Source organism: Mycobacterium sp. TY814 (genome assembly GCF_030755175.1).
Taxonomy (GTDB): domain Bacteria; phylum Actinomycetota; class Actinomycetes; order Mycobacteriales; family Mycobacteriaceae; genus Mycobacterium.
The window spans coordinates 175,832-198,871 of sequence record NZ_JAUFRY010000005.1 but is presented as its reverse complement, the minus strand read 5'-3'; the positions used below and the strand labels follow the sequence as shown (position 1 = coordinate 198,871).

The following is a 23,040-nucleotide window of genomic DNA, read 5'->3' as shown; positions in this document are numbered from 1 at the left end:
GAGATCCGGCGGCGCCATGACAACACTTGAGGGCGAACTACAGCGCAACGACTCCGACGGACCCCGGGTCGAGCAGGTTCTGACCGACATCTTTGCCCAGGTGCTGGGCGTGGAGCGGGTGGGTGTCGACGAGTCGTTCTTCGATCTCGGCGGTGATTCGCTGTCGGCGATGCGGGTCATCGTCGCCATCAACGCCGCCCTGAACGCCGATCTGCGGGTGGGTGCGCTGTTCGACGCGCCGACGATAGCTCAACTGGCGTCGCGCATCGCGGGCGATTCGGGACGACTCAAACCCTTGCGTGCCGTTGCGCGGCCCGCCGTGGTGCCCCTGTCGTATGCGCAGAGTCGATTGTGGTTCATCGACCAGTTGCAGGGCGCGTCACCGGTATACAACAGGGCCGTCGCGTTGCGGCTGCGCGGACAACTCGACGAACGGGCGCTGGGCATCGGTCTGACCGATGTGGTTCGCCGCCACGAAGCCCTGCGCACGGTTTTTCCCGCTGTCGACGGCATACCCCGACAGGTCGTGATCCCGGCCGCGCGCGCCGACTTCGGCTGGCAGGTGGTGGACGCGACTGGCTGGCCGGCCGAGCGGCTGGATGACGCCATCAGGGAGACGGCACGTCACCCATTCAGTCTTTCCAGTGGAATACCGCTGTGGGCAAGACTTTTCCGGCTCAACGAGCAGGACCACGTAGTGGTAGTGGTGGTCCACCACATCGCCGGGGACGGCTGGTCGATCAGTGTGCTGGCCGGCGACCTGATCGCGGCGTACCTCAGGCGGTGCGCCGGGCAGATCCCTGAGTGGACCGAATTGCCGGTCCAGTACATCGATTACACCTTGTGGCAGCGGGACAATCTCGGTGATCTGACCGATCGGGAGAGCCCGCTGGCCGCTCAAGTGGCCTACTGGGAAGAGGCCCTGGCGGGGATGCCGCAGCGGCTGGAACTACCCACCGACCGGCCCTATCCGCCTGTCGCGGACCACCGGGGCGAGCAGGTCCGCGTGGACTGGCCGGCCCTGTTGCAGCAGCAGATACACGAGCTCGCCCGCGAGCACAACGCCACCAGCTTCATGGTCGTGCAGGCGGCCCTCGCCGTGCTGCTATCCCAACTGAGCTCCAGTTCCGATGTGGCGGTGGGATTTCCGATCGCCGGCCGCGGCGACCCCGCGCTCGACGCCCTGGTCGGCTTCTTCGTCAACACCCTGGTGCTGCGGGTCAATCTGGACGGCGACCCGACGTTCGCGGAGTTGCTCGCCCAGGTGCGAAAGCGCAGTTTGGCCGCCTACGAGCACCAAGACGTGCCGTTCGAGGTGCTGGTCGATCGGCTCAACCCGCCGCGCTCGCGAACCCATCACCCGTTGATCCAGGTGATTCTGAACTGGCAGAACAACGACCCTACCGTCGGTCTCGTCGCGGGTGAGCTGCAGATCACCCCGATACCGGTCGACACCCACACCGCCCGAATGGATCTGGCGTTCTCCCTGATCGACCGGGTCGCGGAGAGTGGCGAACTCGACGGCATCGGAGGATGCGTGGAGTACCGCACCGATGTGTTCGAGGCGACCACGATCGAGTCGCTGATCGCACGGCTGCAAACCGTGCTGGCGGCCGTCACCACCCACCCGGGCCGGCGCTTGTCGACGCTGGACCTGTTGGCCGACGGCGAGCATGCCCGGTTGGCCAACTGGGGGAACCAGGCGACACTGACCCGGCCGCTGCTGCACGCGCAGTCGATTCCAGCGGCGTGGGCCGCCCAGGTCGCTCGCACACCCGGGGCCGTCGCGATCACCTACCGTGGCCGGTCGTGGACCTATCGCGAGGTCGACGAGGCCTCGAACGGCCTGGCGCACTTGCTATCCGAATGTGGGGCGGGGCCGGGCGCGGTCGTGGCGCTGCTGACGGAACGTTCGGCCGACGCCGTGATGGCGATCCTGGCGGTACTCAAAATTGGCGCCGCCTACCTGCCGCTGGATCCCGGGCTGCCCCGCGCGCGGCTGGAATTCATGCTTGACGACGCTGCACCCTGCGCAGCCGTCACCAGCACCGGCCTCGCCGCCATGCTGAGCAGACGTGAACTGCCGACGATCGATCTGAGCGACCTGGATTTCGATGACCTGCAACCGCGGTCACCCACGCATTGGTCCGGGCCGGCTCCCGGGGACATCGCCTACTTGATCTACACCTCGGGCACCACCGGGGTTCCCAAAGGTGTTGCCATCACGCATCACAACGTCACCCGGCTGATGGTTCCGCTGGACGCCTATCTGGAACTGGCGCCGGGGCCGGCGTGGACGCAGTGCCACTCGCTGGTTTTCGACTTCTCGGTATGGGAGATTTGGGGTGCACTGCTGCACGGGGGGCGGCTCGTGGTCGTGCCCGACGACGTGGTGCGCTCTCCCGGCGACTTGCACGCTCTGCTGGTCGCCGAACAGGTCAGCGTCCTCAGCCAAACCCCTTCGGCGTTTTATGCCCTGGCGGCCGTCGACGGGCTGCACCGCGATCCCGGACAGCGGCTCGCGTTGCAGGCTGTGGTGTTCGGCGGGGAGGCGCTGCAGCCCCAGCGTCTGGCCACATGGTCGCACCACCACCCGGAACTGCCGCGGCTGCTGAACCTCTACGGGATCACCGAGACGACCGTGCACGTCTCGGTGTGCGAGATCGCCGAACCCGACACCGACGCCATCACCAGCCCGATCGGGGTGCCGTTGCCCGACATTGCCTTGTTTGTGCTGGATCGGTGGCTGCGTCCCGTGGCGGTCGGGGTGGCGGGTGAGTTGTACGTCGCCGGGCACGGCGTCGGCGTCGGATATGTGGGTCGGCCGGGATTGACGGGTTCGCGATTCGTGGCGTGTCCGTTCGCTGGCGTGGGAGCGCCAGGAATACGTATGTACCGCACCGGGGATCTCGTGCGGTGGGGTACTGATGGCCGGCTGGTGTATGTCGGGCGTGCTGACGAGCAGGTCAAGATCCGGGGTTACCGCATCGAGTGTGGTGAGATCACCGCGGCGTTGGCCGAGGTCGACGGCGTGGAGCAGGCCGTGGTGACGGTCCGGGAGGACCGCCCCGGCGACAAACGTCTGGTGGCTTACGTCACCGAGTCGGCTGCTGGGGGTTTGGATCCGCTGCGGGTACGCGCGGCCGTGGCGGAGCGCCTGCCGTCCTACATGGTGCCGGCCGCGGTGATCGCTCTGAAGACGCTGCCGCTGACCATCAACGGCAAACTCGACACCAAGGCACTACCGGCGCCGACGTACACCGACGACGACCACTACCGGGCTCCGGCCACGCCCATCGAAGAGATCGTCGCCGGCATCTACGCCCATGTACTCGGCCTCGAGCGGGTCGGTGTCGACGAGTCGTTCTTCGACCTGGGCGGCGATTCGCTGTTGGCCATGCGAGTGGTCGCGGCGATCAACAGCGCCCTGGACGCCGGCCTGGCGGTCCGCACTCTTTTCGACGCGCCCTCGATTGCCCAGTTGGCTCCGCGGATCGGCGTGGGCGGCAACCGCTTGAGCCCGCTCGCCGCTGTACCGCGGCCCGCCGCAATTCCGTTGTCGTTCGCCCAGAACCGGCTGTGGATCATCGATCAATTCCAGGGGCCGTCCGCGGTTTACAACATCCCTGCCGCCTTGCGGTTGCGGGGGCCGCTGGACGTCGATGCGCTGGGCATGGCGATGAGCGACGTGGTAGGCCGCCACGAGAGTCTCCGCACGGTGATCACCTCGATCCAGGGAGTGCCCGGTCAGACGATCGTTGCGCCGCGGCAGGCGGATTTCGGCTGGCAAGTCGTTGATGCGGCCGCGTGGCCGGCGGACCGGCTCACCGCGGCAGTCGCTGCGACGGCACGCCACCACTTCGACCTGGCGACCGAAATCCCAATACGTGCAATGCTTTTCACGCTGTCAGATCAGGAACACATCCTGGTGGTGGTGGTGCACCACATCGCCGGCGACGGCTGGTCGATCGGCGTCCTGGCCGCGGACCTGAGTGTGGCCTATGCGGCACGCTGCGCCGGCCGGGCTCCGGGGTGGGCCGAGCTGCCATTCCAGTACGCCGATTACACGCTCTGGCAGCGCGAGACGCTCGGTGATCTGGCCGATCCGGTCAGCCTGCTGGCGGGGCAGCTGCGGTACTGGGAGGAGGCACTGTCGGGCCTGGCGCCGCGGCTGGAGTTGCCCACGGACCGGCCTTATCCGCTGGTGGCCGAACAACGCGGGGGCCAGGTGGTCCTGGAATGGCCTGCTCCGCTGGCGCGGCGGGTTCGCGATGTCGCCGGAGCCCACGGTGCGACCAGTTTCATGGTGGTTCAGGCCGCGTTGGCCGTGCTGCTGTCCAAACTCAGCGGCAGTCGCGATGTGGCGGTAGGGTTTCCGGTCGCGGGTCGCGGTGATCCGGCCCTGGACCCCATGGTGGGATTCTTTGTCAATACCCTGGTGCTGCGGGTCGACCTCTGCGGCAATCCGACTTTCGCTGATCTGCTCGCCCAGGTGCGCGAGCGCAGCCTGGCCGCCTACGAACACCAGGACGTGCCGTTCGAGGTGCTCGTCGAACGCCTCAATCCGGTCCGCTCACTGACTCATCACCCTCTCATCCAGGTCATCCTGGCCTGGCAGAACAACATCGACCTCAACCTCGCTCTGGGCGGTCTCGATCTGACGCCGGTTCCGGTCGACACCCACACCGCTCGAATGGATTTGATGTTCTCGCTGGCCGAGCGGTTCACCGACGACGGTGAGCTGACCGGAATCGGCGGCACAGTCCAGTTCCGCACCGACGTGTTCGATGCCGACAGCATCAAGGCGCTCGTCGGATGGTTCGAGGCCGTCGTGACCGCGGCCACGACCTACCCGAAGCGACCGTTGTCGTCGGTAAACCTGGTCGCAGCCGGCGAGCAGGCCCAATTGAACCGCTGGGGAAACCGCGCGGTGCTCACCCAGCCGGCGCCGCCCGCCATGTCGATCCCGGAGGCGTGGGCAGCGCAGGTGGCGCGTACCCCCGCGGCCGTGGCGGTGACGTGCGGGCAGCGCTCATGGACCTACCGCGAACTCGACAGGGCATCGAATCGATTGGCGCACAGGCTTTCCCGGTGCGGTGCTCATCCGGGGGCGGTGGTGGCGTTGGTGTTCTGCCGCTCGGCCGACGCCATTGTCGCGATGCTGGCAGTGCTCAAAGCCGGTGCCGCGTACCTGCCGATCGACCCGGCGTTGCCGCCGGCGCGGATCAATTTCATGCTTACCGACGCCGCGCCGGTGGCGGTGCTGACCACCGGCGATCTGGTCGATCGGCTCGAGGTGCACGGTGTGCCCGTCATCGATGGTGCCGCCCCGGACATCCACGCCTGTCCGGTCACGCCGCGACCGATGCCGGCTCCCGACCATCTGGCCTACCTGATCTATACCTCGGGCACCACCGGAGTGCCCAAAGGCGTTGCGATCAGCCATCACAACGTCACGCAACTGCTGCGGGTGACAGGTTTCTTCAGCGGGCACAATGACGCTGCGCCGATCAGCTTCGCCGCCACACAGTGGCATTCGTACTCCTTCGACGTCTCGGTATGGGAGATCTGGGGCACGCTGCTGCACGGTGGACGGTTGGTGATCGTGCCCGAGGACGTGGCCGCCTCGCCCGCCGACTTTCACCACCTGCTCAGGGCCGAGCGCATCGATGTGCTCACCCAAACCCCCTCCGCGGTGGGCACGCTGGACATTGCCGGGCTCGAATCGACCGCATTGGTGGTGGGCGGCGAGGCGTGCCCGCCCGAGCTCGTGGACCGATGGGCGCCTGGCCGGGTCGTCATCAACGCCTACGGTCCCACCGAGACCACGGTCTATGCGGCGATGAGCGCGCCGCTTCGGCCGAATTCGGGTCCCACGCCGATCGGGTCGCCGGTGTCCGGCGCAACGCTGTTCGTGCTGGACAAATGGCTGCGTCCGGTGCCTGCCGGCGTGGTCGGCGAGCTCTACGTCGCGGGTCGGGGAGTCGGCGCCGGGTACTGGCGTCGGGCCGGGCTGACCGCCGCCCGGTTCGTGGCGTGCCCCTTCGGCGCACCGGGGGCGCGGATGTATCGCACCGGCGACCTCGTCCGCTGGCGGCGCGACGGACAGCTCGATTACCTCGGTCGCGCCGACGAGCAGGTCAAGATCCGCGGCTACCGCATCGAATTGGGCGAAGTGCAGGTCCAGCTCGCCGCCATCGACGGTGTCGATCAGGCGGTGGTGGTAGTGCGCGAGGATCGCCCCGGGGACAAACGCCTGGTGGGCTACCTCACCGGGTCGCCCGACCTGGCGCGGGTCCATGACGCACTGTCGCAGCGCTTGCCGTCCTACATGGTGCCCGCCGCCCTGGTGCCGTTGAATGCGTTGCCGCTCACGGTCAACGGAAAACTCGACACCCGCGCCCTGCCGGCGCCGGAATATCAGCAGGCCGACCGCTACCGGGCGCCGGACGGCGCCGTCGAGGAGATCCTGGCCGTCATCTACGCAGAAGTCCTCGGGCTCGATCGCGTCGGCGCCGAAGACCCGTTCTTCGATCTGGGCGGTGACAGCATCCTGGCGATGCAGGTGGTGTCACGGGCGCGGTCGGCCGGCGTGCTGTGCACACCGCGGGATCTTTTCGTCGAGCAGACCGTGTCCGGTGTCGCACGGGTCGCCGGTTTCGTCGATCCGGCAGCCGATGTCGTCGATGAGGGTATCGGACCGGTGCTGCTCACTCCGATCATGCGCTGGTTGGTCGACCAGGGCAGTTCGGCGGATCAGTTCAACCAGACGATGGTGTTTCAGGCACCGGCCGGCGTCACCGCAGCCGACGTCGAGGCACTGCTACAGGCCCTGCTCGACCGGCACGCCATGCTCCGGCTGCAGGGCCACGGGCAGGAGTGGCAGGTGCCCGGGCCGGGATCGGTGACCGCCGGCAGCTGCCTGCAGCCGGTGGCCGAGCTGACGCCGAAGGCATTGGCGGAAGCCAGATCTCGACTGAATCCCGCGGACGGCCGGGTGCTGTCCGGCCTGTGGTGCGCCGCGGTCGGCCAGTTGGCGCTGGTCATCCACCACCTGGCCGTCGACGGCGTGTCATGGCGAATCCTGCTGGAAGACCTCAACACCGCATGGGGCCAGCGGCGGGCCGGACGTGAAGTGGCACTGCTTCCCGGGGGCACCTCGTTTGCGCGGTGGGCGGCGCTGCTGCACGAGCACGCCCGGGACGACTCGGTCGCAGAGACCGCCGACGCCTGGCGGCAACTGCTGGCCGTTCCCGCCGTGCTGCCGCGCGTGCGCCCCGGCGCGGACACGCTGTGCACCGCCGGCCACCTCTCGGTGTCGATGGACACCGAGACCACCCGGCTGCTGCTGGGCGCCGTCCCCGCGGCGTTTCACGTAGGCGTGCAGGACATTCTGCTGATCGCGTTCGCAGTGGCGTGGGCCGAGTACCTCGGAGCACACGGTAGGCCGATCGTCGTCGGCGTCGAGGGGCACGGCCGCCATGACGACATCGCGCCGGCGGTGGACCTGTCACGCACGGTCGGTTGGTTCACCACCAGATACCCGGTGGCCATGACGGTGAACGCCGTCGACTGGCAGCAAATGACGGCCGGTGGTGCGGCTCTGGGAACCGTCGTCAAGTCCGTCAAAGAACAACTGCGCAGCCTGCCCCATCCGCTGACATACGGTCGGCTGCGCCACCTCGACCCTGATGCCGGGCTTTCCGGCCCGGAGCCGGCCATCGGTTTCAACTACCTCGGCCGGCTGGGCGCCTCCGCGCAGTCCGTCGCCCACGGGTGGTGTCTCGGCCCGCGGCCGGCCGACAGCAACGCCGGACTGCCGATGACGTTGCCCCACACCGTGGAGGTCAACGCCGTCACGGTCGACACCGCAGCAGGCCCACAGCTGCACGCGAACTGGATGTGGGCACCGTCAGCCCTCGACGAAGCTCAGGTGAAACAGCTGAGCGGCTTGTGGTTTGACGCGCTGGCCGCCGTCTGCGCGCATGTGCGGGACGGCGGGGGCGGACTGACTCCGTCGGACATCCTGCCCGCCCGGTTGGACCAGCAGCAGATCGACGAATTGCAACAGCGCGGGGCCGTCGCCGATGTGCTGCCGCTGACCCCGATGCAGCAAGGGCTGTTGTTCCACGCCAGCACCACCGGCGGCGATTTCTACGCGGTGCAACTGGATTTCGCGGTGGCCGGTGCGCTTGAGCCGGAGCGGCTGCGCGATGCGGTGCAGACCGTCGTCACCCGGCACCCACAGTTGGCGGCACGTTTCGACGAGCACGAGCCGGTGCAGGTCATCCCCGCCGACCCCGTGTTGCCATGGCAGTACCGGGCGGTCGAGTCCGCCGACCAGGTCGAGCAGCTGTGCGCCGAGGAGCGTGCCGCCGTGTGCGATCTGACCAATCCGCCGGCGTTCCGGGCCATGTTGATCCGGACCGGTGCAGACCAGCACCGGTTTGTGCTGACCAATCACCACATTGTCGTCGACGGCTGGTCCATGCCGATCCTGTTGCGGGAGATCTTCGCCGCGTACCACGGTCAGCGACTGCCCGCGGTCGGTGCGTACCGCAACTTCGTGACCTGGCTGGCCGGCCGGGACCGACTGGCCGCCCAGGCAGCCTGGGGCAAGGTGATGGACGGGTTCGGTGCGCCGACGCTGGTCGGCCCGCCGGGCCGCTCGGGTCTGGGGCCCCGGCGCGCGACCTTGGTGCGGCTCTCCGCGGCGACCACGCAGGCCCTGCACGACACGGCGCGGGCTAGCCATACCACCGTCAATATCGTTCTGCAGGCTGTCTTCTCGCAGCTGTTGATGCGCCTGACCGGGCAGCGTGATGTCGCGTTCGGCGCCACCGTCTCGGGGCGGCCGGCCGAGCTGCCCGGCGCGGATTCGATGGTGGGACTGTTCATCAACACGGTGCCGGTGCGCGCGACCATCGCGGCAGGTACCACCACCGCGGATCTGCTCGCCCAGCTGCACAGTGCGCACAACGACACTCTCGATCACCAGCATCTGGCGCTCAGCGACATCCACCGAATCACCGGACACGACATCCTCTTTGACACGCTGTTCGTGTATCAGAACTTTCCGATCGATGCCGCCGCGCTGACAACCGGGTTGGCCATTTCGGAGATGTCGCGGCACGACTACAACCACTATCCGCTGACGATCCAAGCCCTGCCGGGGTCCGAACTGGGACTCCGGGTCGAATTCGACACCGACGTGTTCGACACCGACGACATCGACGAACTGATCCGGGGCTTCGAACGTTTGTCGGTTTCGATGAGCGCCGAGCCGGGCCGCCGGTTGTCATCGGTCGACGTCCTCGATGCCGGTCAGCAGGCCCGGCTCGCCCGATGGGGTAACCGCGAGGTGCTGAGTCGCTCAGCGCCGGCGACGGTCACGATCACCGGCTTGTGGGCGGAACAGGTGGGCTGCCGGCCGGATGCGGTGGCGCTGCGTTTCCAGGGTGACTCGATGACCTATCGAGAAGTCGACGACGCCGCCAGTCGGGTCGCGCAGCTGCTCGCCGGTCACGGTGCCGGACCGGGAACGTATGTGGCCCTGCTTTTTCCGCGTTCGTTTCAGGCCGTCACGGCGATCATCGGAGTGCTCAAGACCGGCGCGGCCTATCTGCCGATCGACCCGTCGCTGCCGGCGGCCCGGATCGCGTTCATGCTCGGGGATGCCGAACCGGTCGCCGCGCTGACCACCGCAGCACTGGCGGACCGGATCGCCGGACACGACGTGCCCGTCCTCGATATCAACGACTGTCCGGCGCCCGGCGCCCGGTGGCAAAACCCGCAGCCCGTGCCGACGCCGGACGACATCGCCTATCTCATCTACACCTCGGGAACCACCGGTGTCCCGAAAGGTGTTGCTGTGACGCACCACAACGTCACGGAGCTACTCGGATCGGTCGCCGCGAACGTCGAGGGCCAGGTGTGGTCGCAGTGGCATTCGCTTGCCTTCGACGTCTCGGTGTGCGAGATGTTCGGTGCCTTGCTCTCGGGTGGCCGTCTGGTGGTGGTGCCGGAGTCGATGACACGGGCGCCCGAAGAATTCCACGCGCTGTTGGTCGCCGAGCGGGTCACCGTGCTGAGCCAGACGCCGTCGGCCTTCTACGCGCTGCAGACCGCTGACGGACTGTCCACGCCATCCGGTCGGCGGCTGCAACTCGAAACGGTGCTCTTCGCCGGGGAAGCTCTGGAGCCCCGACGTCTTCAGGCATGGCTGCGCAGCCACCCGGATTCTCCGCGCCTGCTGAACCTGTACGGCACGACCGAGACCACCGTGCACGCCTCGCTGCGGGAGATCGTCGCCGCCGATGTCGACGCCGACTGCAGCCCGATCGGGGTGCCCCTGAGTCATCTCGGCTTCTTCGTGCTGGACAACTGGTTACGACCGGCGCCCCCGGGAGTGGTGGGGGAGTTGTATGTGGCCGGCAGCGCGGTGGGACTGGGGTATTGGCGCCGGGCGCCATTGACCGCGTCGCGGTTTGTGGCGTGCCCATTCGGGCGTCCCGGCGAACGCATGTACCGCACCGGGGACCTGGTTTCGTGGGGGCGTGACGGTCAACTGCGCTACGCCGGACGTGCGGACGAACAGGTCAAGCTCCGCGGCTACCGCATCGAACTCGGTGAGATACAGGCTGCCCTGCTGGGCTTGCCGCACGTCGACCAGGCTGTCGTCACCGTGCACGACAACGTGTCCGGAGGCAGCCACCTTGTCGCCTACATCACCCTGGCGCACGACATCGCAGCCGAACGGGATCCTGCGCGCGAGGCGGACATCGTCGAACAGTGGCAACACCTTTACGACGACCTGTACAGTCCCGCGGACGGTGCGGCCGAGTTCGGCATGGACTTCCGGGGCTGGAACAGCAGCTACACCGGCGCCCCCATCCCCGTCGACCAGATGCAGGAGTGGCGTTCGGCCACCGTGGCCCGGATTCTGGCCCTGCGGCCGCGCCACGTGCTGGAGATCGGTGCGGGCTCGGGACTGCTGTTGGCGCCGATCGCTCCGCACTGTGCGGAGTACGTCGCCACCGACATGTCCGAGGTCGCGATCGGCAACCTGGCGGATTCGCTGTACCAGATCCCGTGGCGTGACCGCGTCCGCCTGCTGGCCCAGCCGGCCCATGTGCGGGCGGGGTTGCCGCACAACCACTTCGACACCATCATCCTCAACTCGATCGTCCAGTACTTCCCCAACGTGGGATACCTGTCGCAGGTCATCGAGAACGCCATGGACTTACTGGCACCGGGCGGCGCGTTGTTCATCGGCGACGTCCGCAACCACACGCTGCAGAACGCGTTCTACACCTCGGTTGCGCTCGCCCAACCCATCTCCGATACCGAGGAGATCCGCAGACGGGTCCGCCGTGCCTTCACGAGTGAATCCGAATTGCTCTTGGCACCAGAGTTCTTCACTGCCTGGGCGGCGGAGCGGACCTCGGTGGCCGGGCTGGATATCCAAGTCAAACGCGGCTCGGCGGACAACGAACTCCACCGGTACCGCTACGACGTCGTCGTCCACAAGTCGCCGGCACCGGTGCGGTCACTGCGGGACGCGCCCGTGTGGTCGTGGAGTGGCCACACGCAGCTACGCGCCCGGCTGCGGTCCGAGCGCCCAACCGCAGTGCGCGTCAACGGCATCCCGCGCGCCGGACTGATCGCCGACGTCCTTTCCGAGCAGGCCCTCGTCGCCGGGATGTCGCCGGGGGACATCCAGGTTCCCGCCGAATGCGTCAGCCCCGAACAGCTGCACCGCCTGGGAGCCGACGCCGGATACCGCGTCGCGGTCACCTGGGGTGCGCAACCCGGCACCGTGGACGCCGTGTTCCTGACTGACGCAGCACCGCTGACCGATGTGTACCTGCCATCCAACGGGATTCGTCATGGCGCCGCCCACGCCAACGAACCGCACACCAGCGCCACCATCAGTACGGTGCGCCAGCAGCTGGGCGCACAACTGCCCGGCTACATGGTGCCGGCGCACATCGTGGTGCTCGACGAGTTCCCACTCACGTCCTCCGGCAAGCTGGACCGAAAGTCCCTGCCGGAGCCGGAATACCACGATACGCAGCGCTACCGGGCCCCGGCCGGCGCGATCGAAGAGGTGCTGGCCGGCATCTACGCGCAGGTGCTGGGATTGGCGCGGGTCGGGGCGGACGAATCGTTCTTCGAGCTGGGTGGGGACAGCATCCTGTCGATGCAGGTGGTGGCGCAGGCCCGCGCCGTTGGGGTGATCTGCAAGCCGCGCGACATCTTCGTCGAGCAGACGGTGGCGGGGGTGGCCCGGGTGGCCACGATCGCCGACGGTGCCGGCGGCGCGGCGGACGACGGAACCGGACCGGTTCCCGCCACCCCGATCATGTGGTGGTGGCGCGGCCTTGGCGGCTGCATCGACCAGTTCAGTCAGGCGATGGTGTTACAGGCTCCCGATGGTGCCACCCGGGACGACATCGCTGTGGTGCTACAGGCCTTACTGGACCGGCACCCTATGCTGCGGCTGCGGGTCGACGAGGTTTCCGGGCAGTGGTCGCCGACGGTTTCCGAACCAGGTTCGGTGGATGCATCGAGTTGTCTTGAGGCGGTGGACGATTGGTCCGATGAGGCGCTGATCGCGGCGCGCTCGCGGTTGCAGCCGGCCACGGGCACGATGGTGAGTGCCCTGTGGGTCGCCGGCGCGGGCCGGCTGGTGTTGATCATTCACCACCTCGCCGTGGACGGCGTGTCGTGGCGAATCCTGCTGGGCGACCTCATTACCGCGTGGACTCAGCACCGCAGCGGGCGGCGGGTGGAGTTGCCGGCGGAGTCGACGTCGTTCCGGCGGTGGGCTCACCTGCTGGGTGAGTACGCGAGACGACCCGATGTGGTCGGCCAGGCGGACACCTGGCGGCGGGTACTCGCCGTTCCAGCGGCGTTGCCGCCGGCCCGACCGGACGTGGACACCGTTGCCACCGCCGGTCGCCTGTCGGTGTCGCTGGATGCCGAGCACACCCGCATGCTGCTTGGAGCGGTGCCGGCAGCGTTTCATGCCGGCGTACAAGACATCCTGTTGATCGCATTCGGTCTGGCGTGGGCTCAATTCTCCGGTACCGCGGGCACCGCGGTCGGTCTCGACGTCGAGGGACACGGGCGCCACGAGGACATCGCCACGGATGTCGACCTGTCCCGCACCGTCGGGTGGTTCACCGCCAAGTATCCGGTCGCACTGGTGCTGGACGCGCTCGACTGGGCGCAGGTGATCCGCGGCGACGCCGCCCTGGGCGCGGTGATCAAGGACGCCAAGGAACAGCTGCGGGCCCTGCCGCATCCGCTGACCTTCGGTGTGCTGCGTTATCTGAACGACGATGTCGACCTCGTCGGCCCCGACCCGGCCATCTTGTTCAACTACATTGGCCGTCAGGGGGTTTCGTCGAACCAGTTGCCGGCAGCCGGGTGGCGGCCGGAGCGGCGCGGTGTGCCGGTGCACGCCGTCTCCATACCGCTGACCCACACGGTGCAGGTCAACGCCGGCACCCTCGAGACCGTGGTCGGCCCGCAGCTGCAGGCCGACTGGACGTGGGCGCCGTCGGCATTGGATGAGGCGCAGGTCAACCGGCTGAGCGAGCTGTGGCTGGACGCCCTCGCCGGCATCTGCGCGCATGTCCGGGCCGGTGGCGGCGGGCTGACACCGTCGGACATCGCCCCGGCCCGGTTGAGCCGGCGCCAGATCGACGAGCTGGAGCGGCATTACCGCGTAGCCGATGTGTTGCCGCTGACTCCACTCCAGCGGGGGTTGCTCTTTCACACCGGAGCGGCGCAGGACGATGTCTACGCGGTGCAACTGGCCTTCACCGTCACCGGCCCCCTCGATCCGGAGCGTCTTCGTGCTGCGGTGCAGGCGGTGGTGGTGCGGCATCCCCACCTGTGCGCCCGATTCAGCGAGAATTTCGACGAACCGGTGCAGATCATCCCTGCCGATCCGCAGGTGCCCTGGCAGTACGTGGAACTCGAGACCGGGCAGATCGAGCAGTTCTGTGCCGCCGAACGCGCAGCCGTGTGCGATCTGGCGAATTCGTCCTGTTTCCGGGCGGTGTTGATCCGTACCGGTGAGCAGGAACACCGCTTCGTCCTGACGAACCACCACATCGTGCTCGACGGCTGGTCGTTGCCGATCCTGATGCGCGAGATCTTCGCCGGCTACCACGGACAGCCGCTGGCCCCGCCGGTGTCCTATCGCCGGTTTGTGACCTGGTTGGCCGATCGGGACGTCCCCGCTGCCCGCGCGGCGTGGCAGGAGCAGCTGGCCGGGTTCGAGGTCCCGACACTGGTCGCGTCCCGAAGTCGATTGCAGTCGGGGCCCCGGGGTGATGCGGCGTTCACGCTGCCTACCGAAATAACCCGGGCGGTGGGCGATTTGGCGCGGTCCTGCCATACCACCGTCAACATCGTGCTGCAGGGCGCGTGGGCGCAGCTGCTGACGTGGCTGACCGGCAGCACCGATGTCGTGTTCGGCACCACGGTCTCCGGAAGGCCATCCGAGTTGGCCGGCGCGGAGAGCATGGTGGGGTTGTTGATCAACACGGTGCCGGTGCGCGCCACCGTCAGCCCGGCCTGCACCACCGTGGAGCTCGTCGATCGGCTGCAACGCGCCCACAACGACACCCTCGAGCATCAGCACCTGGCGCTCAGTGAAATCCATCGCATCACCGGCCAAAACGCATTGTTCGACACGCTTTTCGTGTACCAGAATTACCCGCTCAACACCGCAGCGCTGGCCGGTGCCCACGAGTTGCGCATCACGCAGAGCGTCAGCCGCGATGTCACCCACTACCCGTTGACAATTCAGATGGTGCCGGGCTCCGCGCTGAGTCTGCGCGTGCAATACGACACCGACGTGTTCGGAGCCCGGGATATCGACACGCTGATCGGGCGGTTCCACCGCCTGGTGGCGGCGATGACGGCCGACCCGACGCGCCCGTTGATTGCGATCGACGCCCTCGACGGCGATGAGCACGCCCGGCTCGCCGAGTGGGGCAACCGGGCGGTGTTGAGCCAACCGGCGTTCGAGACAGCGTCGATTCCGGCGTTGTGGGCCGGCCAGGTGGCGCGTAGTCCCGAGGCGGTGGCGGTGTGCGCCGAGGGCGAGTCGTTGACCTATCGCGAACTGGATGACGCCGCGAGTCGATTGGCGCAGCTGTTGGCCGGACACGGCATCGGTCCTGGAACGGTTGTGGCTCTATTGCTTTCGAGATCGGTCCCGGCGATCGCGGCGATTCTCGCGGTGCTCAGAACCGGCGCGGCGTATCTGGCGATCGATCCGGCCCTGCCGCAGTCGAGGGTCGGGTTCATGCTCACCGACGCTGCACCGGCGGCCGCGATCACGTCGCAGGGACTGGCGGGGCGGCTCGAGGATTTCGCCGGTGTCGTGATCGATGTCGACGCCCCCCACGAACAATCCGGCGAACATACACGCGCCTTCTTGCCGGCACCGTCGCCGTCATCCGACGACATCGCCTACCTCATCTACACCTCCGGTACTACCGGTGTTCCCAAAGGCGTTGCCATACCGCATCGCAGCGTGGTCACGATGCTGACGTCGTTGCGCGACTGCGTGCCGCCGCAGGGGGTGTGGTCGCAGTGTCATTCGCTGGCATTCGACTTTTCGGTCTGGGAGATTTTCGGCGCGCTGCTCAGCGGCGGGCGGCTGGTGGTGGTGCCCGACCCCGTCGTCCGTTCACCGGAAGACCTGCATGCCGTGCTGATTGCCGAACAGGTCAGCGTGTTGAGCCAAACCCCCTCGGCGTTCTACGCACTGCACACCGCCGACGCGCTGCACCCGGGACTTCGGTCGCACCTGCACACAGTGGTGTTCGGTGGCGAAGCGCTGGAACCGCAGCGGCTTGGCGCATGGCTGGACGGCAACCAAGATTCCCCGCGCCTGCTCAACCTGTACGGCATCACCGAGACGACGGTGCACGCCTCCATCCGGGAGATCGTGGCCGAGGATCTCTGCGGCACCGGCAGCCCAATCGGCGGCCCGCTGCAGCATCTCGGCTTCTTCGTGCTCGACGGTTGGCTGCGCCCGGTCCCCGCGGGAGTGGTGGGCGAACTCTATGTGGCCGGCGCGGGGCTGGGGCTCGGGTATGTGGGACGGCCCGGGCTGACGGCTTCGCGTTTCCTCGCGTGCCCGTTCGCCGGCGCCGGAGCGCCGGGAACACGCATGTACCGCACCGGCGACCTGGCGTCGTGGGGCGCTGACGGCCAGCTGGTGTATGCCGGGCGGGCGGATCAGCAGGTGAAAATCCGTGGCTACCGCATCGAATTGGGGGAGATCCGCGCGGCCTTGGCCGGCCTCGACGGAATCGGGCAGGCGGCGGTCATCGTCCGCGAGGACCGTCCCGGTGACAAACGGCTGGTCGGTTACATCACCGAGTCGACCCGCGGTGTGGTCGACGTGGCCGCGGTCCGGTTCGCGCTGAGTCAGCAGTTGCCGGCCTACCTGGTGCCGGCCGCGCTCGTGGTGGTCGAGGCGTTGCCGTTGACGGTCAACGGCAAACTCGACCCACGTGCCCTGCCGGCACCCGGCTACGGCGCCGGTGTTTCTCGTCCCCCCGGCAATCCGCTCGAGGAGATCCTGGCCGGCATTCATGCTCAGGTACTGGGACTGCCGCAGATCGGCGTGGAGGAGTCGTTCTTCGATCTGGGCGGGGATTCGCTGTCGGCGATGCGTCTGGTCGCTGCGGTCAACGCCGCCCTCGATGCCGGGCTGACCGTGCGGGCGGTGTTCGAGTCGCCGACCGTCGCCCAGTTGGCCGCGCGCGTCGGTTCGGCTGGCGCCGGGCGGGAGCCGCTGGTTGCGGTCGAGCGACCCGCGGAGATTCCCGTGTCTTTTGCCCAGAACCGGTTGTGGTTCCTGCACCAATTCCATGGTCCCTCAGCGGTATACAACATCCCCCTGGCATTGCGGCTGCATGGAAAGCTGGACACGGACGCGTTGGGCGCGGCGTTCGTGGACGTGCTCGCCCGGCAGGAGAGCCTGCGCACGGTGTTCGCGACGTCTGATGGTGTACCGCGGCAGGTAATCGTGCCGGTGGACAAGGCCGACCTGGCCTGGCGCACCGTCGATGCGACGGCATGGTCGGCCCGGCAGCTTGCCGGGGCCATCGAAGCGGCGGGACGGCACGCTTTCGACCTCACCACCGAGATACCGATCAGGGCACAGCTTTTCGCGGTAGCACCGGACGAGCACGTGCTCACGATCGTGGTGCACCATATCGCGGGGGACGGCTGGTCGGTGGCGCCGATGGCTCGCGACCTCGGGCTGGCCTACGCGGCCCGCTGTGCGCAGCAGCCGCCGCAGTGGGCGGAGCTGCCGGTGCAGTACGCCGATTACACCCTGTGGCAACAACACTGCCTCGGCGACCCGGCGGACCCCGCAAGCAGGCTGGCCGAGCAGCTCAGATTCTGGGAGCGTTCGCTGGCCGGCCTGCCGGAGCGGATTCAGTTGCCCACCGATCGGCCCTACCCGGCGGTTGCTGATTACCGGGGCGCCAGTGTGGCGGTGGACTGGCCGGCGCCACTGCACCGGCGGGTGCGCGATCTCGCCCGCATGCACAACGCAACGGGGTTCATGGTGGTGCAGGCGGCCCTGGCGGTGTTGCTGGCCAAGCTCAGCGCGAGTTCCGATGTGGCGATCGGGTTTCCGATCGCCGGCCGCAGTGACCCGGCGCTCGACGACGTGGTGGGATGCTTCGTCAACACCCTGGTGTTGCGGGTTGACCTTGACGGCGACCCGACAATCGGCGAGCTGCTGAGCCAGGTTCGCGAGCGCAGCCTGGCCGCCTACGACCACCAGGACGTGCCCTTCGAGCTGCTGGTGGAGCGGCTCAACCCCGCCAGATCGCTGACCCATCACCCGCTGATTCAGGTGCTGATGGCCTGGCAGAACAATGTGCTGCCGTCCGCTGCCCTCGGAGACCTGCAGGCTGAGCCCCTTTCGATCGAAACACACACTGCCCGAATGGATCTGGCGTTCTCTCTTGCCGAGCGATTCACCGGCGGAACCGAACCGGCGGGGATCGGCGGATCGGTGGAATTCCGTACCGATGTGTTCGACCCGGCTGGCATCGAAGTGCTCGTCCAGCGGCTGCAGCGGGTTCTCGAGGTCATGACCGCCGCGCCCGCCGCGCGGCTGTCGTCGATATCTCTGCTCGACGCCGCGGAGCGGATCCGGCTCAGCGCGTGGGGAAACCACCCCGCGTCAGGCCAGCCCGTCGTCGCGACGATGTCAATCCCGGCAGCCCTGGCCGCCCAGGTCGCACGCACGCCGACCGCCGAAGCGGTGACCTGCAACGGGCGGTCGATGACCTATGAAGAACTCGATGAAGCCTCAAATCGATTGGCACACCGGCTCGCCGAACACGGCGCAGCGCCGGGCACCTGTGTGGCACTGCTCTTCGCCCGCTGCAGTGAAGCGATCGTGGCGATAGCGGCGGTGCTCAAAACCGGCGCCGCGTATCTGCCGATCGATCCCTCGCTGCCCGAGGCGCGGGTTGAGTTCATGATCAAGGACGCCGACCCGATCGCCGCCGTCACCAAAGCGCATGCCGGCCGGCTCGAGGCCTACGACCTGAGGGTCCTCGACGTCGAAGATCCGGGCACCGCCGCCTATCCCGGCACCGCCCTGCCCGCACCCTCGGCGCAGGACATCGCGTATGTCATCTACACCTCGGGCACCACCGGGATACCCAAAGGCGTTGCCGTCACTCATCACAACGTCGTGCAACTGGCAGCCTCACTGGACGAGGCGTTACCCCGTGGCGGGGTCTGGGCGCAATGTCACTCCTATGCCTTCGACGTGTCGGTATGGGAGATCTGGGGTGCATTGCTGCGCGGCGCCCGCTTGGTGGTGGTCCCCGAGGACGTGATGGCATCACCGGCTGACTTCCACACTGTGCTGGCTTCCGAACGTGTCAGCGTCCTCGATCTGAGTCCGTCTGCGGCCCAGATGCTTTCGCCGGAGGGCCTGGAGAACATGGCGCTGGTTGTCGGTGGCGAAGCCTGCCCGCCCGCGGTGGTGGATCGTTGGGCGCCCGGAAGGTTGATGATCAACGCCTATGGCCCGACCGAGACCACGGTCGACGCGGCGAGGAGCGCCCCGCTGCGAGCGGGCGCGCCACCGATCGGCACGCCCGTGCCGGGAGCGGCGCTGTTCGTGCTGGACGAACGGTTGCGTCCGGTGCCCGCCGGCGTGGTGGGGGAGCTCTACATCGCCGGACAGGGAGTCGCCGTGGGATATTGGCGCCGGCCGGACCTGAGCGCGTCGCGGTTTGTGGCATGCCCCTTCGGCGGCAACGGAACCCGGATGTACCGCACCGGAGACCTCGCCTTCTGGGACGCCCAGGGGCAGTTGCGTTATGTCGGGCGCGCCGACGAGCAGGTCAAGATCCGTGGTTACCGCATCGAACTCGGCGAAGTCCAGGCGGCGCTGGCTGCTCTTGAGGGCGTCGCATGCGCGGCGGTGACCGTCCGCGAAGACCGGCCCGGCGACAGGCGCCTGGTGGCGTACCTGACCGGAACGGCGGATCCGGCGCGCGCCCGCGCCGATCTGGCCGGCCGACTGCCGTCGTACCTGGTTCCCGCCGCTGTACTGGCTGTCGATGAAATTCCGTTGACGGTGAACGGGAAGCTCGACACTCGGGCACTCCCGGCGCCGAGCTACCACGACACCGCCCGTTACCGCGCCCCCGTCACCCCGCTGGAGGAGATCCTGGCGCGCTGCTACGCCGAAGTACTCGGCCTGCAACGGGTCGGCGTCGACGAATCGTTCTTCGACCTGGGCGGGGACAGCATCTCCGCGATGCGGGTGATCGCGGCGATCAACAACGCCCTCAACGTCGAGCTCGCGGTGCGCAGCCTGTTCGATACGCCCACGGTCGAAGGGTTGAGCCGGCTGGTAGGCGACGGCGCCACAGCCGATCCGCGCTACGCGGCCGTACACGGTCAGGCCGTCACCAAGGTATACGCGCGCGATTTGACTCTGGACAAGTTCATCGACGCGTCCACCCTGAATGCGGCGCCGGCCCTGCCCGGTCCGAGCGCCGAGGTGCGGACCGTCCTGCTGACCGGCGCGACCGGTTTCGTCGGGCGTTACCTGGTTTTGGAGTGGCTGCAGCAGCTGGAGCTCAAAGACGGCAAACTGATCTGCCTGGTGCGCGGTGAATCCGACCAGGACGCGCGACGGCGGTTGGACGAGGTCTTCGACAGCGGGGATCCCCACCTGCTGCGGTTCTACCAAGAGTTGGCGGCCGACCATCTGGAGGTCATCGCCGCAGACAAGTCCGAGGTCGACTTCGGACTGGACCGGCACGTCTGGCAGCGCCTGGCGGACACCGTTGACCTCATCGTGGATTCGGCGGCGGTGGTCAACGGCGCACTGCCCTACCGGGAGCTGTTCGGGCCGAATGTTATTGGTACCGCAGAACTCATCAGGCTGGCGGTCACGACCAAGCTCAAGGCCTTCGCCTATGTGTCCACCGCCGACGTGGGCAGACAGGTCGAACCAACAGAATTCACCGAAGACGCCGATATCCGGGCCGTCAGCCCCAGCCGCACCATTTCCGCCGAACCGGCCAACGGCTACGGCAACAGCAAGTGGGCCGCCGAGGTGCTGTTGCGCGAAGCCAACGACCTCTGTGGGCTTCCGGTCGCGGTATTCCGCTGCGGCATGATCCTGGCGGACACCACGTATACGGGCCAGCTCAACCTGTCGGACACGTTCAGCCGGATGGTGCTGAGCCTGGTATCGACCGGCATCGCGCCGGCATCGTTCTACCCGACCGACCCCGACGGCAACCGGCAGCGCGCCCACTTCGACGGACTGCCGGTCACATTCGTAGCCGAAGCGATCACGACCCTCGGTGCGCTGATCGTCGACTCCGGTGCAGGCGGTTTCCAGACCTACCACGTGATGAATCCGCACGACGACGGCATCGGACTCGACGAATATGTGGACTGGCTTGTCGAGGCCGGGTACCCGCTGCGGCGGATCACCGACTTCCGGGAGTGGCTGCGGCAATTCGAGGCGCGGCTGCATGCGCTGCCGGACAAGCTGCGCCGGCATTCCGTGCTGCCGATGCTGCCGACGGGTGATCCGGGCACGATCAGGCCGCTCGGACCGACGTCCGGGTCATACGCGCCGACCGATCGATTCCGCGCCGCAGTACGGGAAGCCAAGATCGGTCCCGACAAGAACAACCCGGACATTCCGCACATCTCCCCGCCGGTCATCGTCAAATACGCGACCGACCTCCAGGTACTCGGATTGCTCGGCCCGGAGGCATCGCCATGCTGACTCTGCTACGGCCGCACTGGGTCTCGATAACGATGAGCATGACGCTGCTGTGCGCCGCGACGGCCCTGATCCTCTGGCAACCGTTGCTGGTGGGCCGGCTCGTAGACAACGTGACGGCGGGCGCCTTGAACGTGCCCGCCGCGCTGACGGTGCTGGTGATCCTGGTGTGCCAGCTCGCGCTGGAAGGCCTGGGGCACTTCCGGCTGGACCGCACCGGCGAAAAGATCGTGCTGCGTTTGCGCGCCGAATTCACCGATCACGTGGTGCGCCTGCCGATCGGCCTGCTCGACCGCGGCCGCACCGGTGAGTTGCTGGCCCGCGGCGCCAGCGACGCCGGCCAGCTACGTGACATGCCACGCGCCGTGGGCGACATCGCATTCGGAATCCTGACGCTGCTGGGCGCGAGCGTCCTGATGCTCTCGATCGATGCGCTCACCTTGTGTGTGGTGGTCGGGATCATGACGGTCGCGTTCGGTGCGGGCAGCCCGTTTCTGTCCCGGATTCAGCGTGACTCATTGAACCGCCAAGTGGCGCTTGGTGACTACACGGCCGGGCTGGACCGGGTGCTGGGCGCGGCCCGCACCGTCAAGCTCTTCGGCGCCGAAGACCGCGAAGTGAACTTCATCGGCCTCAGCGCCGCGGCCGCCTACCGGGCCGGCGTTCGGGTGGCATCGTCCACCGCCATCAACATCTTGGCAATCCGGTTGGGTGTCACCGCTTCCTTTCTGACGATCATGGTCATCGACGGACGCCGGGTGGCCGGCGGCGGGCTGTCCGTGGGTCACTTCGTCAGCCTGTTCGCCTTCGCCATGTACGCGGTCTTTCCCATCACGGCCGGCTTCGCCGCCCTCGCCACCTTCCGCACGGCGGCGGGTGCTTACCAACATCTCGTCGCCACCCTGCGCGATCTGCCCGAAGGCGACCCGCCGGCACCGTCCGAGAGTGCCGCTGCCACAACGCGGCCGGATCGCGCCGCGGCTCCGCTGGTCGAATTCGACCACGTCTCGTTCTCCTACGGCCCGGGCGCAAGCGTGCTCGACGATGTTTCCTTCACCCTGCGACGAGATGAGATCACGGCGCTGGTCGGTCCTTCCGGCGCCGGAAAATCGACGATCCTTGCGCTGCTGTGCCGCTTTCACGACCCGGACGCCGGGACGGTCCGGTGGGAAGGCGAGGACATCCGCACCATGCCGCTGCGCGACCTGCGCGGCCGGCTCGGTCTCCTGGAGCAGGATGCGCCGGTTCTGCACGGCACCATTCGCGACAACCTGCTCATCGCCGACCCCGGGGCCGCCGACGAAGACCTGTGGCGGGTGCTGCGGCAGGCGAGCATCGCCGACGAAATCGCCGGTCTGCCAGAACAACTCGACACCCCGGTGCTGGAACGCGGCCGCAGCCTGTCCGGTGGGCAACGTCAGCGACTGGCCCTGGCCAGGGCATTACTCTCGCGTTCTGAGCTCATCCTGATGGACGAACCGACCTCGCATCTCGACCGCGCCAATGAATACGACATCATGGCCAATCTGCTGCATGCGCGCGGCCGGCGCAGCATTCTCGTGGTAGCCCACCGCCTTTCCACCGTCACCAACGCCGGGCAGATCCTCGTTCTGCAACAGGGCCGCATCCAGGCCACCGGAACACATGCCGAACTGATGTGCACGCCCGTCTACCGCGAACTGGTCGAACACGAACTCGTGCGGCACTAG

2 protein-coding genes are annotated in these 23,040 nt (G+C 67.7%); both read left to right on the top strand.

Annotated elements, in window-relative coordinates:
• Positions 1-16 precede the first annotated feature (16 nt).
• A complete protein-coding gene (locus QXH22_RS28830; protein ID WP_306277697.1) occupies positions 17-21,334 on the top strand; it encodes a non-ribosomal peptide synthase/polyketide synthase in 21,318 nt (7,105 codons plus the stop codon).
• Entirely contained in the window at positions 21,328-23,040 is a 1,713-nt protein-coding gene (locus QXH22_RS28825; RefSeq protein WP_306277696.1) for an ABC transporter ATP-binding protein, read from the top strand. The genes QXH22_RS28830 and QXH22_RS28825 overlap by 7 nt, the downstream gene beginning before the upstream one ends.

Bases quoted from the DNA above. Each gene is read 5' to 3' on its own strand.
- QXH22_RS28830 (WP_306277697.1), top strand. From the start codon at position 17: ATGACAACACTTGAGGGCGAACTACAGCGCAACGACTCCGACGGACCC.
- QXH22_RS28825 (WP_306277696.1), top strand. From the start codon at position 21,328: ATGCTGACTCTGCTACGGCCGCACTGGGTCTCGATAACGATGAGCATG.